Origin of the sequence: Pseudomonas sp. NPDC077451 (genome assembly GCF_044543345.1) — a bacterium.
In the GTDB taxonomy this organism is placed as follows: domain Bacteria; phylum Pseudomonadota; class Gammaproteobacteria; order Pseudomonadales; family Pseudomonadaceae; genus Stutzerimonas.
In genome coordinates, this window is sequence record NZ_JBITVX010000001.1 from 194,370 (window position 1) to 208,304 (window position 13,935).

Annotated in this window: 13 protein-coding genes; 9 read left to right on the forward strand and 4 right to left on the reverse strand. The window is 62.2% G+C overall.

The window, feature by feature from the left end:
- Positions 1-13 precede the first annotated feature (13 nt).
- The 3 genes from ACIGHL_RS00915 (at position 14) to ACIGHL_RS00925 (ending at position 3,489) form a co-directional block, all read left to right on the forward strand.
- Positions 14-1,696: a long-chain fatty acid--CoA ligase gene (locus ACIGHL_RS00915; RefSeq protein ID WP_128118984.1), complete on the forward strand. Its 1,683-nt coding sequence runs from the start codon at positions 14-16 to the stop codon at positions 1,694-1,696.
- A gap of 65 nt (positions 1,697-1,761) precedes the next feature.
- Positions 1,762-2,508 (forward strand): class II aldolase/adducin family protein, encoded by a 747-nt coding sequence (locus ACIGHL_RS00920; protein ID WP_045425379.1) that lies wholly within the window; start codon positions 1,762-1,764, stop codon positions 2,506-2,508.
- 51 nt (positions 2,509-2,559) lie between these two features.
- The gene (locus ACIGHL_RS00925) at positions 2,560-3,489 is read left to right on the forward strand and encodes a 2-hydroxyacid dehydrogenase (RefSeq protein ID WP_128119285.1); all 930 of its coding nucleotides are present in this window, start codon (positions 2,560-2,562) and stop codon (positions 3,487-3,489) included.
- A 241-nt stretch (positions 3,490-3,730) separates the two neighbouring features.
- On the opposite strand, the gene ACIGHL_RS00930 is transcribed toward ACIGHL_RS00925, so the two are convergent.
- Complete coding sequence (locus tag ACIGHL_RS00930) at positions 3,731-5,299, reverse strand: class I adenylate-forming enzyme family protein (protein WP_128118985.1); 1,569 nt, start codon at positions 5,297-5,299, stop codon at positions 3,731-3,733.
- A 286-nt stretch (positions 5,300-5,585) separates the two neighbouring features.
- Here ACIGHL_RS00930 and ACIGHL_RS00935 point away from each other — a divergent pair, with 286 nt between their 5' ends.
- Positions 5,586-5,924 carry a PA3694 family proteiin gene (locus tag ACIGHL_RS00935; protein ID WP_045425387.1) on the forward strand — a complete coding sequence of 113 codons (339 nt, stop codon included), beginning with the start codon at positions 5,586-5,588 and terminating at the stop codon, positions 5,922-5,924.
- 78 nt (positions 5,925-6,002) lie between these two features.
- Here the strand turns inward: ACIGHL_RS00935 and lptF are convergent, their stop codons facing one another.
- The 3 genes from lptF to ACIGHL_RS00950 all read right to left on the reverse strand — a co-directional run bounded on the left by lptF (position 6,003) and on the right by ACIGHL_RS00950 (position 7,841).
- A complete protein-coding gene (lptF, locus tag ACIGHL_RS00940; RefSeq protein WP_128118986.1) occupies positions 6,003-6,806 on the reverse strand; it encodes a lipotoxin F family OmpA-related lipoprotein LptF in 804 nt (267 codons plus the stop codon).
- 44 nt (positions 6,807-6,850) lie between these two features.
- The gene (locus ACIGHL_RS00945) at positions 6,851-7,249 is read right to left on the reverse strand and encodes a DUF4398 domain-containing protein (RefSeq protein ID WP_128118987.1); all 399 of its coding nucleotides are present in this window, start codon (positions 7,247-7,249) and stop codon (positions 6,851-6,853) included.
- 250 nt (positions 7,250-7,499) lie between these two features.
- The gene (locus ACIGHL_RS00950) at positions 7,500-7,841 is read right to left on the reverse strand and encodes a pilin assembly protein (RefSeq protein WP_128118988.1); all 342 of its coding nucleotides are present in this window, start codon (positions 7,839-7,841) and stop codon (positions 7,500-7,502) included.
- Between the two features lie 198 nt (positions 7,842-8,039).
- Here ACIGHL_RS00950 and ppc point away from each other — a divergent pair, with 198 nt between their 5' ends.
- From ppc to ACIGHL_RS00975, 5 genes are all read left to right on the forward strand, one after another.
- The gene (gene ppc / locus ACIGHL_RS00955; protein WP_128118989.1) at positions 8,040-10,676 is read left to right on the forward strand and encodes a phosphoenolpyruvate carboxylase; all 2,637 of its coding nucleotides are present in this window, start codon (positions 8,040-8,042) and stop codon (positions 10,674-10,676) included.
- A 255-nt stretch (positions 10,677-10,931) separates the two neighbouring features.
- A complete protein-coding gene (gene adk, locus ACIGHL_RS00960; RefSeq protein WP_128118990.1) occupies positions 10,932-11,579 on the forward strand; it encodes an adenylate kinase in 648 nt (215 codons plus the stop codon).
- 143 nt (positions 11,580-11,722) lie between these two features.
- Positions 11,723-12,400 (forward strand): tRNA (adenosine(37)-N6)-threonylcarbamoyltransferase complex dimerization subunit type 1 TsaB, encoded by a 678-nt coding sequence (gene tsaB, locus ACIGHL_RS00965; RefSeq protein WP_128118991.1) that lies wholly within the window; start codon positions 11,723-11,725, stop codon positions 12,398-12,400.
- Positions 12,401-12,458: 58 nt separating this feature from the next.
- Positions 12,459-12,821 carry a hypothetical protein gene (locus ACIGHL_RS00970; RefSeq protein WP_231107995.1) on the forward strand — a complete coding sequence of 121 codons (363 nt, stop codon included), beginning with the start codon at positions 12,459-12,461 and terminating at the stop codon, positions 12,819-12,821.
- Between the two features lie 207 nt (positions 12,822-13,028).
- A complete protein-coding gene (locus tag ACIGHL_RS00975) occupies positions 13,029-13,904 on the forward strand; it encodes a DUF72 domain-containing protein (RefSeq protein ID WP_241508969.1) in 876 nt (291 codons plus the stop codon).
- The last annotated feature ends 31 nt before the right edge of the window (positions 13,905-13,935 follow it).

Sequence of the window (13,935 nt, forward strand, 5' to 3'; positions counted from 1 at the left end):
CAGGAGTTCAGAAATGTTCACTCGCCATCATGCGGTCTGGCCCGAGGATCTGCCTAAGCACCTGAGCGTGCCGGAAACCAGCCTGTTCACCAATCTCGAGATTTCCACGCGCCGCTTTCCGGACAAGACGGCGATCGTTTTCTACGACACCTTGATCACCTACGCTGAACTGCTGCGCGAAGTCGAAGCGATGGCCGGTTACCTGCAGCAGTTGGGCGTCGCCAAGGGCGATCGGGTGCTGCTGTATATGCAGAACTCGCCGCAATTCACCATCGCCTACTATGCAATCCTGCGCGCGGACGCGGTGGTGGTACCGGTTAACCCGATGAACCACAGCGCCGAGCTGGAGCACTACTTGCACGACACGGGCGCGGCCGTATGTATCTGCGGGCAAGAACTGACCGGCTTCATCGCGCCGCTGGTCGGCACGGCGCAGCTGCGTCAGGTAATCGTTGCGGCCTACTCGGAGTATGTCCGCCAGCCCACCGATCTGGCGCTGCCGGCCGAAGTGCAGGCGCCCGTCGCCGCGCCGACGTTCTCAGGCGGCACCGCCTGGCGCGAGGCTATCGCGGCCGGCCACGCGCCCGGTCCGCACACGGCCGGTCCGGACGATCTCTGTGTGTTCCCTTACAGCTCCGGCACCACCGGCGCGCCCAAGGGCTGCATGCATACCCATCGTTCGGCGATGGCGACCATCATCCATCGCATCATCTGGACCAACAGCACCAGCGAATCGGTAATCCTGGCGACACTGCCTTACTTTCATGTCACGGGCATGCAGGGCGCCATGAGCGGGCCGATCTACAACGGCGGCACCGCCGTGATCATGACCCGCTGGGACCGCAAGGTTGCAGCGCAACTGATCGAGCGCCACGCCGTGACCGGCTGGGTAAATATCGCCACGATGGCCATCGACTTTCTCTCCGATCCGGACCTGGAGCGCTACAACCTGTCCAGCCTGGTCAGCGTCGGCGGCGGTGGCGCCGCAATGCCCAAGGCGGTTGAGGAGAAGCTGCATCGGCTTACCGGCCTGCGTTACATCGAAGGCTATGGGCTTTCCGAAACCATCGCGGCCACCCATATCAACCCGGTGCCGCGACCCAAGGCGCAGTGCCTCGGGATTCCGGTGTTCGATGTCGACAGCCGCGTCATCGATCTGAATACCGGGCAGGAGCTTGGCCCCAATGAAGTAGGCGAAATCATCAGCCGTGGGCCGCAGCTGTTCCAAGGTTACTGGAACCGTCCGGAAGAGACCGAGCGCGCCTTCATCAAGCTCGATGGCCACAGGTTTTTCCGCACCGGCGACATGGGCTACTACGATGAAGAGGGCTATTTCTTCCTGGTAGACCGGGTCAAGCGGATGATCAATGCGTCCGGCTTCAAAGTCTGGCCGTCGGAAGTGGAAAGCCTGATGTACCGCCACCCGGCGATCCAGGAGTGCTGCGTGATCTCGCGGCCCGACCCCAAGCGCGGTGAGACGGTCAAGGCATGCGTCGTGCTGCGCGATGGGCAGGCCGGGCTGGTCAGCGAGCAGGACATCATCGACTGGTGCAAGGCCGAGATGGCCGCTTACAAGGCGCCGGTCTACGTGGAGTTCGTCGCATCGTTGCCGCGGTCCTCCACGGGCAAGCTGATGTGGCGTGCGCTGCAGGAAGAAGAAAACCGCAAACACGCCGCCAGCACCGAGCAGGCCTGACGGCAGCGAAGCCATTACAAGGCCACGCGCCGGCTGGCGCCTTCGAAATCAACGGAGCAGATGCTATGCAAGATTCAACCGCTACGAACCGGGAAGCCGAATGGCAGGTGCGCAAGGATCTGGCGGCGGCCTATCGACTGGTCGCGCATTTCGGCTGGGATGACCTGGTGTTCACCCATCTCTCCGCCCGCGTACCGGGGCCGGAACACCATTTTCTGATCAACCCCTACGGCCTGTTGTTTCAGGAGATCACCGCCTCGTCGCTGGTCAAGGTCGATCAGGAGGGGCAGATCGTCCAGAGCGGCAGCCTGCATCGGGTCAACCCGGCCGGTTTCACCATCCACAGCGCGGTACACATGGGCCGCGAAGATGCCGGTGCGGTCATGCACCTACATGCTGCTGACGGCGTCGCGGTTTCGGCGCATCGCGATGGGCTGCTGCCGCTGAGCCAGACGGCCATGCTCTGCCTCGATCACCTCTGCTATCACGAATACGAAGGCGTGGCGCTGGACCTGAGCGAACGCGAGCGGCTGATCCGCGACCTCGGTGACAAACGGATGATGATGCTGCGCAACCACGGCGTGTTGACGGCAGGCGGCACTGTCGCCGAAGCCTTCACCTACCTCTATTTCCTGATGAAGGCCTGCGAGATTCAGGTGCGCGCTCAGGCCTGCGGCCCGACCCATATGCCTTCAGCGGCTGCCATCGAGACGACTCGCCAGCAATCGGCCGAGCTGGGCAGCGCCGCCAAACTGACCTGGCCCGCATTGTTGCGTCTGCTGGAAGCCAATGGTCATGTCTATGCGATATAGCGCTACGCTAGCGCGCTCCGGACGTCTTCCAAGGAATAAAGCTGAGTGACCATGAAAATCCTCTTCGTCGCCGCCGACCCCAAGCCCGAACGTTGGACCAGCCTGATCCAGCAACACCTGCCAGACGCCGAAATCCAGGTGTGGCAGCCGGACAATCCGAGTTGCGCCGCTGACTACGCCATCGTCTGGCATCCGCCCGCGACGCTGTTCGACAAGGAGCCGCAACTGAAGGCGGTGTTCAACCTTGGCGCAGGCGTGGATGCGCTGGTGCGGATACCTAACCTGCCGCGCGATATCCCGATAGTGCGCCTGGAAGATGCCGGTATGGCGGTGCAGATGGCGGAGTACGTTGCCTATCACGTGATTGGCATCAGTCGCGACATGGACGCCTATCGTGAGCAGCAGGCGGCCGGACAGTGGAAGTTACGGCGGCCCATCGAGCGCAGCGAGTGGCCGATCGGTGTGCTCGGGCTCGGGCATATCGGCCAGCGGGTCGCCAAGACGCTGGCGACACTGGATTACCCGGTTATGGGATGGTCGCGTTCCGCACATGGCATAGACGGGGTGCGCAGTTTTGCTGGCGAGGTGGAGCTCGATGACTTCCTCGCTGAAACGCGCGTGCTGGTCAACACGCTGCCGCTGACCGACAGTACCCGCGATCTGATTGACCACTCGCTGCTGTCGCGGCTAAGGCCTGACGCGGTAATCATCAACGTTGGGCGCGGCGAGCACCTGGTCGACGAAGATCTTTGCCGTGCCATCGAAGAGGGCAAGGTGACCCGAGCAGTGCTCGACGTGTTCCGGGAAGAACCGCTGCCGTCGTCGCATCCGTTCTGGCAGATGCCACAGGTCACTATCACTCCGCATGTTTCGGCGCGAACCTTGCGCGAGGCCACCATTGCTCAGATCGCCGACAAGATCCTCGCGCTGGAAAAGGGCCAGCCCATCAGCGGTGTTATCGATATCCAGCGAGGCTATTGAAGCGCTGGTATAGCGCCGCCTGAACTGACTTGCCTGCTTTCGGAAGTCAAAAGCTTCGCCCCGAGGCAGGCGTCCCATGAAGCAGCGTGCGCACAACGAGGCCTATCGGAGCGTTTCCGCGGCGAACGCAAGCCGAAGGCCTGCTTTAAAGTGCTCCCTGCCGGCCGTCGACATGATCGGACCATCACTCTTGCGCAGCGAGCCTCGTGCCGAACGGTACGGGCTCCCTTGCGACCGGTTTTCAATCTACAGCGTCGTGCTCCGTCAGATACCGATCCCGTAACTCGCGCTTGAGTACCTTGCCAATGGCGCTGCGTGGCAACTCATCGATCAGTTGCAGTCGGGCCAGGCGCTGGGTCTTGCCGACGCGTTCGTTGAACCAGCCCAGCAGCGTCTCAGGCGTGTCGGTCGCATTCGCCGCGCGGACGACGAAGGCGACCGGCGTTTCACCCCAGCGCGTTGAAGGCACGCCTACCACGGCCACGTCCGCGATGGCCGGGTGCTCACGCAGGATTGCTTCGAGATCGCTCGGGTACAGGTTGAAGCCACCGGAGATGATCATGTCCTTCTTGCGATCGAGCAGGGTGAGGAAACCCTCGGCATCGAAACGGCCGACGTCGCCCGTGCGGATGAAGCGCTTGCCGCTGGGGTCGAACCACTCCGCTTCGGCGGTCTTCTCGGGTTTGTTCAGGTAGCCGGTCATCATCGCTGGCGAATGCCCGACAATCTCGCCGATGGCGCCCTCCGGCAGTTCGTTACCCGCGTCGTCGATCACTCGAATGTCATGCCCCTCGGCAGGCTTGCCGACGGTGTGCAATTTGTCCGGATGCTCATGGGCTGTAAGGATGCAGGTGCCGCCGCCTTCGGTCATGCCATAGGTGTCGATCAGCCCGCCCGGCCAGCGCGCCAGAACATCCGCCTTTAGCACTGCATTGAACGGGGCGCTCGTGCACATCTTGTAGCGGAAGCGGCCGAGGTCGTATTGATCGAAGTCCTCGCGGGCCATGATCCGCTGGTACTGCACCGGCACCAGCATGGTGTGCGTGACCGCGTGCCGCTGCGCCAGGCTCAGGTATTCCCCGGCGTCGAACTTGGGCATCAGCACCACGGTGCCGCCCAGGGCCAGCGTCGGCAGAAAGGCCACCAGCGTGGTGTTGGAGTACAGCGGCGTGGAAATCAGCGTCGTGGCGTTGTCGCCGTACCCGTAGGCAGCGCTGCGGCGTACATGGGCCCAACGCATGGCATGTGATTGCACGATGCCCTTGGGCTCGCCTGTGGTGCCGGAGGAATAGATGATGTTGAACGCCCATCCCGGCTGGATCGCTACGGGCTCCGGCGGTGCATCACTCAGCCAGGCGGACAGGCCGCCCTCAGTTGTCTGCTCCAGGCGCAGGGCTGGGCAAGGAAGGCGAGTTGCCACCGGCTCCAGATGCTGGGCCGCATGGGTGTCAACGAACAACAGGCGGGGCGCGGCGTCAGCGAGCATGATCAGCAGGCTTTCGGCGCTGGCCGAGGGCGCCAAAGGGGCTACTGCAACGCCGGCGCACAACGCTCCGAGAAACACGACGGCGTATTCGATGGAGTTGTATGCACAGATCGCCAACACATCGCCGGCGTGCATCCCATCACGCTGCAGGGCCGCAGCAACGCTGCTCATCAGTGCGTCGAGTTCGGCGTAACTCACGCTGCGCTCATCCTGTTTCAACGCGGCGCGGTCGGGCCGATGCCGGGCCCAATAGGCGATAAGGTCTGGGACCGCAGCGAATGGTTGGTTCAGATCGAGAGCGTCGGGGCTGGCGGAAAGATCCATTGCGGACTCGTTCTATAGAAGGCAAGAGGACGCTTGCATGCAACGGCAAGCATGGCAGCACAGCAGATCGAGCAACCTTCGGCAATTAGCGCGTGCGCGGGAAGCGCTATTCGCCTCGGCAATGACAGGTGATTACTGATATTCACGATTGCTGGCATTCGCATGGCAAACCCGCGTTGCCGGACGTGCGCTTAGCTTGGTCGATTGGTGTCAGGCGGTCAGCGGATTTCGCGCTGAGGCCGTTATTTTTGCGACAATGCCGGCTCTTTGATCAGGCGAACACGTCATGTCCGAACGCAACCCCATCCCGCTGATTCTCACCGCTATCGGCAGCGTCATCGGCACCGTTGCGGTGCTGTCCTACTACGGTTATGTGCACATCGCCAAGCCGGAGGACGCCCTGTTGCTGGCCGACTACACGATGCTCAAAACCGTTCCCGGCGAAGACTATCGGGTCTCGCTCAAACCCGCGCCACAGGTCGCAGAATGCATTGACGGTGTGTTGGTGCTCTTCGATACCGAGCAGAAGGGCTTGACTGGCGTGCTGGTTGACAATCGCAAGCGGGCGATCCGCTGTATGGGCCAGCAGGTGCCGACCGAGAGGGCACCGGCAAACAAGCCATAGCGTCGCTGTTTAAAGCTGCAAAACAAGAAGCCCGCCATAACGGCGGGCTTCGGTGTCACGGTGCGGTTGGAGACGCCGTCACTCCATCGAAGAGCGCGGTGCTACACGCTTGTCGTCGTTGGAGATCGTCACTTCAACGCGGCGGTTCCTCGCCCGGCTGGCAGGCGAGTCGTTGCTCGCAACCGGATACGCTTCACCGTAACCGACGGTCTGGATTCGATCGATTTCTACACCGGAGCGGACGAGGGCGCGGCGCACCGCTTCAGCTCGACGCTCGGATAGCTGCTGGTTGTACGAATCGGAGCCTGTGCTATCGGTATAGCCTTCGACCATGACCTTGCGCTCTGGATTCTCGTTGAGAAACTCGGCGAGCTTCTGAACGTCGCGCATACCGGCAGCCTTGAGCTCAGCCTTGTTCAGGTCGAACAGCACGTCGCCGAAGGTCACCAGGGTGCCGCGTTCCGTTTGCTTGGCCTGCAAATCCTGCTGTAGCTGGCGGATCTCGTTCTGCTGACGCTTGAGCATCGCTTCACGGGATTCCAGCCGCGCTTGTGCGCGCTGCGTGGAAGCCTGCTCGATCGCTTGCTCGGCCTTGCGCAGTTCGATGGTCTGTTCGGCCAGGTCAATCCGACGGTTGGCCAGGTAGGCTAGCTGGTTGACGCGCTCTTCATCCGCGTCGTTCAGGTAGGCCTTGTTGGCTTCGTCGAGTTGCTTGGAGGCGTCCTGGGTTTCCAGCGCAGCGTATTTCTGTGACAGCGGATTGCTCTGCAGTGACGAGAACTCGCTGCGTGCCGTTTCCAGATTCTGGTTTGGCTGCGACGAGCAAGCAGCAAGGCCGATGCTCATGGCGATCGCTGTGGGGATGGCTACTAGCTTATGCATGTCGATTCATCCTCTGCTAAATGAGAGTGCGGAAGGGAAGGGGGTTATTGCTGAAGGCCGCGCATGCTTTCTTCGCGCAGCTCCTGAATCCCCTTCTGAGCGTCCTCAACGGCCTTCTGGGCCTTGGCGGCTTGTGCCTTGCGCTCTGCAACCCGGGCGTCCCACTCGGCCTGCTGGGCGAGTCGACGGGCTTCCTCATAGTTTTCTTTCTGCATCGCGAGTTCGGCCTGCTTCCACTTTTCCTGAGCGGCGCGCATGTCCACAGGGGCGTATTCGGTGGCCCCAGCGCTCATCGCGCCACGCACGGCCGATTCGGTCACGGCGAACTGCTCGTTTGGTGGATTGCCGGCACAACCAACCAGCAACAGGCCCCCAAGTGCAACGGCTGCCAGCTTGGGCAGCTGAAATCGCGATAGAGGGCTTTCGATGGTGTTCATTTTCATGGCCAGTCTCCAGTGGGATATCGGATGGGATATCGAGAACAGTGCCCGTTAGGCTGTGCTTTGAACGCGTCAGGAGCGGTCAGCAATAAAACGGGCATGGTTTTGTGAGGCCGGCTGGGCGTAATCGTTCCAGTAAAAACAAGCCCAACGATTAGAAAAGGGCTGCCTAGAGCCATTTAGCGGGCGCGAGGGGGCGATGGCACGCCGCCTCGTACGTCCATTCGACGTTGGTGCCAACGTTCAAAATCGATCAGGCTTGCTCAGCGCGCTCGGCAAGCAGGCGCTCAAGATGCTTGCGTGACAAGGCCAGGAAGCGCGGCGTTGGCCCGACGTCTTCATAGATCGGGTCGCCTTGCTCGTCCGTCGAGATCACCTTGGAGCCCTGCTCGTAGGGGAGGCTAGTCTCGATCCCTTCGAGCGCTGCACCCACCAGTTCGCCTAACAGTTCCTCAGTGCTGCGCTTCGGATACATCTCGGCAAGCGCTGCCAGCCTTGCCGCGCTTTCGACATCCAGCGGAATGGTGTACTGCACGGTGCTCATGCGGCCGGTGGCGCTGCTTTCCCATTCCCGGACCAGTTCTGAAATTTTCATCTAGCTCCATCCTTAGCTCGCTTGGCGAGCAATATTGGCGGGTATTACGAGCCAGCATCGACAGGCTTGTTCTGCTATGCCTTGTCTTCGTCGTAGACGCTGTGCACTCTGTTTGGACGGTTCATACAGCGTAGCCGTTCAGCATGGGCAGCATTGTTTACGTGCTTCCGATGCGGCGGCCTGTAAAGAGAGGCGAACATGGCGAAGATCGACGCGCGTTTGCGCGAAAACGTTCATCTGCTCGGCGAGCTCCTGGGCAATGCAATTCGCGAGCAACACGGCGATGCCTTCTTCGACAAGATCGAGCGCATCCGCAAGGGCGCCAAGGGCGCGCGCCGTGGCTCGGCTGATGGGGCTCGGCTGTTGCAGGACACGCTCGACGGGTTGGGCGATGACGAGCTGCTGCCGATGACCCGCGCCTTCAGCCAGTTTCTCAACCTGGCCAATATCGCCGAGCAATATCACCAGGTGCGCAGGCGTGGACCTGACGAAGCGGGCCCGCCCGAAGCTGGTGCATTAGGTGGCCTGCTCGAGCGCCTGAAGGGCGAAGGCTTCGGCCAGGAGTTTCTGGCACGCCAGGTTGGCCGCCTGGACATCGAGCTGGTGTTGACGGCGCACCCGACTGAAGTCTCACGACGGACCCTGATCCAGAAATACGACGCCATTGCCGCGCAATTGGCGGCGCGGGACCACACCGATCTTGGCCAGGGAGAACTGGCCAAGATCGAGCTGCGTCTGCAGCGGCTCGTGGCCGAGGCCTGGCACACCGAGGAGATTCGTCGCAGCCGACCGACACCGGTAGAAGAGGCGAAGTGGGGCTTCGCCGTCATCGAGAATTCATTGTGGCAAGCGCTGCCGAACGTGCTGCGCCAGACCGACCAAGCACTCAAACGCAGCACCGGTCTGCACCTGCCGCTGGACGTCGCGCCGATCCGTTTCGCGTCCTGGATGGGCGGCGATCGTGACGGCAACCCCAATGTGACGGCGAAGGTGACCCGTGAGGTTTTGCTGTTGGCACGCTGGGTCGCGGCGGACCTTTTCCTGCGCGACATCGACGGCCTGATTACTGCATTGTCGATGCAGACCGCCAGCGATGAACTGCTCAACCGCAGCGGGCAGTCGGCCGAGCCCTACCGGACCTTGCTCAGGACCCTGCGCGAGCGCCTACAAGCCACGCGTGACTGGGCGAACGGTGCTATCGAGCATGACCAGCCGGCACCAGCGCAAGTGTTGTTCGATAATCAGGACCTGTGTGAGCCGTTGGAGCTCTGTTATCACTCGCTGCATGCCTGCGGCATGGGCATGATCGCCGATGGCGACTTACTCGATACGTTGCGCCGGGCTGCTGCCTTCGGTTTGTTTCTGGTGCGCCTGGATGTCCGCCAGGACTCGTCCCGGCATGTTGCCGCGTTGGCCGAAATTACCGATTACCTGGGGATCGGCCATTACGATCAGTGGGACGAGCAGCAGCGTCTCGACTTCCTGCAATCGGAGTTGAACAACCGTCGGCCCTTGCTACCTCCGAACTTCCAGCCCTCGGCCGAAACGGCTGAAGTGCTGGACACCTGCCGCGTGGTGGCGCAGGCGCCAGCTGCATCGCTCGGCTCCTATGTCATCTCGATGGCAAGGGGCGCCTCGGATGTACTCGCCGTACAGCTGCTACTCAAGGAAGCTGGGCTGCAACGGCCGATGCGGGTCGTGCCGCTATTCGAGACGCTGGCCGATCTCGACAATGCCGGGCCGACCATCGACAAACTGCTCGGGTTGCCGGGGTATCGTCAGCGGCTCCACGGTCCGCAAGAGGTAATGATCGGCTACTCGGATTCGGCCAAGGATGCCGGCACCACTGCGGCGGCCTGGGCGCAATACCGTGCGCAGGAAAGCCTGGTCGAGATCTGCCGCGCTCATCAGGTTGAATTGCTGCTGTTCCATGGCCGTGGCGGCACGGTTGGGCGTGGCGGCGGACCGGCGCATGCGGCGATTCTTTCGCAGCCACCCGGATCGGTAGCGGGGCGATTCCGCACCACCGAGCAGGGCGAGATGATCCGCTTCAAGTTCGGCCTGCCGGATATTGCCGAGCAGAACCTCAGCCTGTATCTGGCTGCCGTGCTTGAAGCGACCCTGCTACCGCCGCCGATGCCCGAGCCGGACTGGCGCGAAACCATGGAGCAGCTTGCCGCAGACGGCGTGTCGACCTACCGCAGCGTGGTGCGCGATCACCCGCAGTTCGTCGAGTATTTCCGCCAGGCGACGCCCGAACAGGAGCTTGGGCGTCTGCCGCTGGGTAGCCGCCCATCGAAGCGCCGAGAGGGGGGTGTTGAAAGCCTGCGAGCGATTCCCTGGATCTTCGCCTGGACCCAGACGCGACTGATGCTGCCCGCCTGGCTGGGCTGGGAGCAGGCGCTGCGCGGGGCGCTGGAGCGAGGCGAAAGTGAACGCCTCAAGACAATGCGCCAGCACTGGCCGTTTTTCAGCACCCGCATCGACATGCTCGAAATGGTCCTGGCCAAGGCTGACGCGGAAATAGCCGAACGCTACGACGCGCGACTGGTCAGCGCAGAGCTACAACCGTTGGGGCGCGATTTACGTGACAGATTGTCGCAGGCTGTAGCGGCGGTGCTTGAGTTGACCGGGCAGTCCGAGCTGCTGGCGCACAGCCCTACAACGTTGGAGGCGTTCAGTCTGCGCAATACCTATCTCGATCCGCTGCATCTGATGCAGACCGAACTGCTGGCGCGTTCACGGCAACAGCAAAGCCCGGCGGAAAGCCCTCTGGAGCAGGCCTTGCTGGTCAGCGTCGCGGGTATTGCCGCAGGGCTGCGCAACACTGGCTGATCCTTCGCAGTCTCGCTCAGGTGGCGTCTGGCAACCGCCACCATGGGCAGTAAGCGGCATTTTAGCGGCACCGCACGCTACGCGGGATCGGCATGCCAAGACGCAATGGGCGCCGCTTGTCTGCATTCTGTGCGCTGTGTATCGTGTTCAACCTTTTGTCGCATGGCGGCAAACCAGAATTTTTGATTCGCCAGAGGTGAGGGTGCGTTGCATCGATCCTGGCGGCATCCCTTTGCAAACTTGAGGACTCACTCCATGCGCGTCATTCTGCTGGGAGCGCCGGGTGCCGGGAAAGGCACACAGGCACGCTTCATCACCGAGAAGTTCGCCGTCCCGCAAATCTCCACCGGCGACATGTTGCGTGCAGCGGTCAAGGCCGGCACGCCCCTGGGCCTGCAGGTCAAGGACGTGATGGATAGCGGTGGTCTGGTTTCCGACGAGATCATCATCGCGCTGATCCAGGAGCGTCTGCAGCAGCCCGATTGTGCAAACGGTTTCCTCTTCGATGGCTTCCCGCGCACCATTCCACAGGCCGAAGCGCTGCGTGATGCCGGCGTCAAGCTGGACCACGTGCTGGAAATCGCAGTAGACGATGAAGAGATCGTGGGTCGCCTGTCCGGTCGCCGTGTGCATCCGGCTTCAGGTCGCGTCTATCACACCGAGCACAACCCGCCAAAGGTGGCTGGCGTCGATGACCTGACAGGCGAAGAGCTGATTCAGCGCAAGGACGATCTGGAAGAAACCATCCGCCATCGCCTGAGCCTTTATCATTCCCAGACCAAGCCGCTGGTTGCGTTCTATCAGAACCTCGAAGCGGCCCAAGGCACGCCGAAGTGCAGCCGCGTCGAAGGCGTCGGCTCCGTGGAAGAGATCACCTCGAAGGTGATGGCAGCGCTCAGCTGATATCGCCTGATTCCCAAAACGGCCCGCTTGTGGGCCGTTTTCGTTTCTCCCAGATTTGCAGGACGGCGGCGCCGTCATTGTTCAATCGGCACAAGCGCAACTGCTACAATCGCCGCCCTTTTTCCTGCTGACCGGAACATCTGATGACCACGCTGCTGGCCCTGGATACCGCCACCGAAGCCTGCTCCGTCGCGCTGCTGCATGACGGTCAGGTGCTGAGCCATTACGAGGTGATTCCGCGGCTGCATGCCCAGCGTCTTCTACCCATGATCCAGGCGCTCCTGAGCGAGGCGGGCATCGCGCTGTCGGCAGTAGATGCCCTGGCATTCGGCCGTGGCCCCGGCGCTTTTACCGGGGTGCGTATTGCCGTTGGTGTGGTGCAGGGCCTGGCGTTCGCCCTGGAGCGGCCGGTGCTGCCAGTCTCGACCCTGGCAACCATCGCCCAGCGCGCTTACCGCGAACAGCGTGCGGAGCAGGTGGCGGTGGCGATCGACGCCCGCATGGACGAGGTCTACTGGGGTTGCTATCGGGCGCAGCAGGGTGAAATGCGGCTGGCCGGCAGCGAAGCGGTGTTGCCACCGGAACAGGTCAGCCTTCCCCGTGGAAGCGAAGGGCAATGGTTCGGTGCGGGTACGGGCTGGGGTTATGGCGCGCGTCTCGCCGTTCAGCCTTCCGCGAGCGACGCTACCCTGCTACCGCATTCTTTGGATCTGCTTACGTTGGCCGGCTTTGCCTGGCAGCGTGGGGAAGCGGTGGAGGCCGATCAGGCCCAGCCCATCTACCTGCGTGACAATGTCGCCACTCCCAAGGCCCCTCGGTGACAAGCGGCATTGCCAATTGCGGGTCGGCTCGCTAGAGTCGGCGAACTTGAACAGGTGAATGATGCGCCTTAACGGTCTCGCCCCCTCTGCCTACCCCATTGAACGTCCTGCCCAGCCTGGCAGTGCGCCGGTCCCTTATCGTGAAAGCGAAAGGGCTGCGGAGCAGGCACGCGAGTCCATCGTTACACCGGCTAGCCAAGCCGATGCCACCTACGAACACCTCGCACGACGCAATAAAAGCGAGTCGACTGACTACGGTTCGGTTATCTCCGGTGATTTTATGCCGGCGCGCTTCGAAGCCATGATGGAGCGACCGCTTACCAGCCGCGCCACCCAGGCGCTGCAGAGCTATGGCACCACCGCCAGCTTCACGGCTGACCTCGACGCTCACGAAGTGCTAGGTCTGGATCTCTATGCCTGAGGCGTAGCAGGCTGTTGAAAAACTACCTGCGTTGCCATTGCTGCGTTAAAAACAGGCTCGTGCGCGAGTCCGATCAAAATGCTCATTTACAACTCGTAAAGTCGAGCGCGACTCCGACCGCTTTTCGCCTGTTTTTGCGGGGCCGCCTTCGGTGTTGCACTGGCTGCTTCGCCCACGTTTTTTCAACGGCCTGCTAGTGAACCGCGTTTGAATCTTCCCTATTTTCTCGGCTGCCCCTCCTGGAACGATGCCGCCTGGCGTGGCTCGCTCTACCCGCCGGGCTTGCCCGCCAGTGAATACCTTGCGCGCTATTGCTCCGTATTCAACACGGTCGAGGGTAATACCACGCTTTATGCTTGGCCTTCGGTGCAGAAGATCGAGCGGTGGGCAGCGCTGATGCCAGAAGGTTTTCGCTTCTGCGCCAAACTGCCTCGAGAGATCAGCCAGGCGCCGAACCTGTACGAAGTCGAAGATCTGATCCTGTCGTTCCGCACCTTGTTGGCACCGCTTGGCGCGCGGGTGACGCCATTCTGGCTGCAGTTGCCTGCGTCGTTCGGCCCTGCTCGGCTGGCAGAGCTGGCGCAGCTGATCGAGACGCTAGACAGACCGCTTGCCGTGGAGGTACGCCATAACGCCTTTTTTGCCAAGGGTGAGGAGGAGCGGGCGCTGAACCGGTTGCTGCATGAGCGGGGTGTCGAGCGAGTCTGCATGGACACGCGCGCGCTGTTCAGCTGCCAGTCCAGCGATCCGGCGCTGCTGCATGCCCAGAGCAAGAAGCCACGGCTGCCGGTGCGGCCAGCGGCGTTCAGCGAGTCTCCGCAGCTCCGCTTCGTCGGGCATCCGGCATTGGAAGCCAATGACCGCTTCATGGCGCCTTGGCTAGGCAAGGTCGCCGACTGGATCGAAGCAGGGAAGCGTCCGCACGTTTACTTGCATACCCCAGACAATCGCCTGGCGCCCGAGCTGGCCATGCGCTTCCATGAGCAGCTCAGCGAGCGCCTACCCGGCTTGCCATCGCTGGCCGCGCCGCCCATGCAAACCGAGTCGCAGCTCTCCCTGCTCGGCGCGGCTGGGGAAGGCTGACAGCACAGGCCGCAATCGCCAGCGCTGCAAC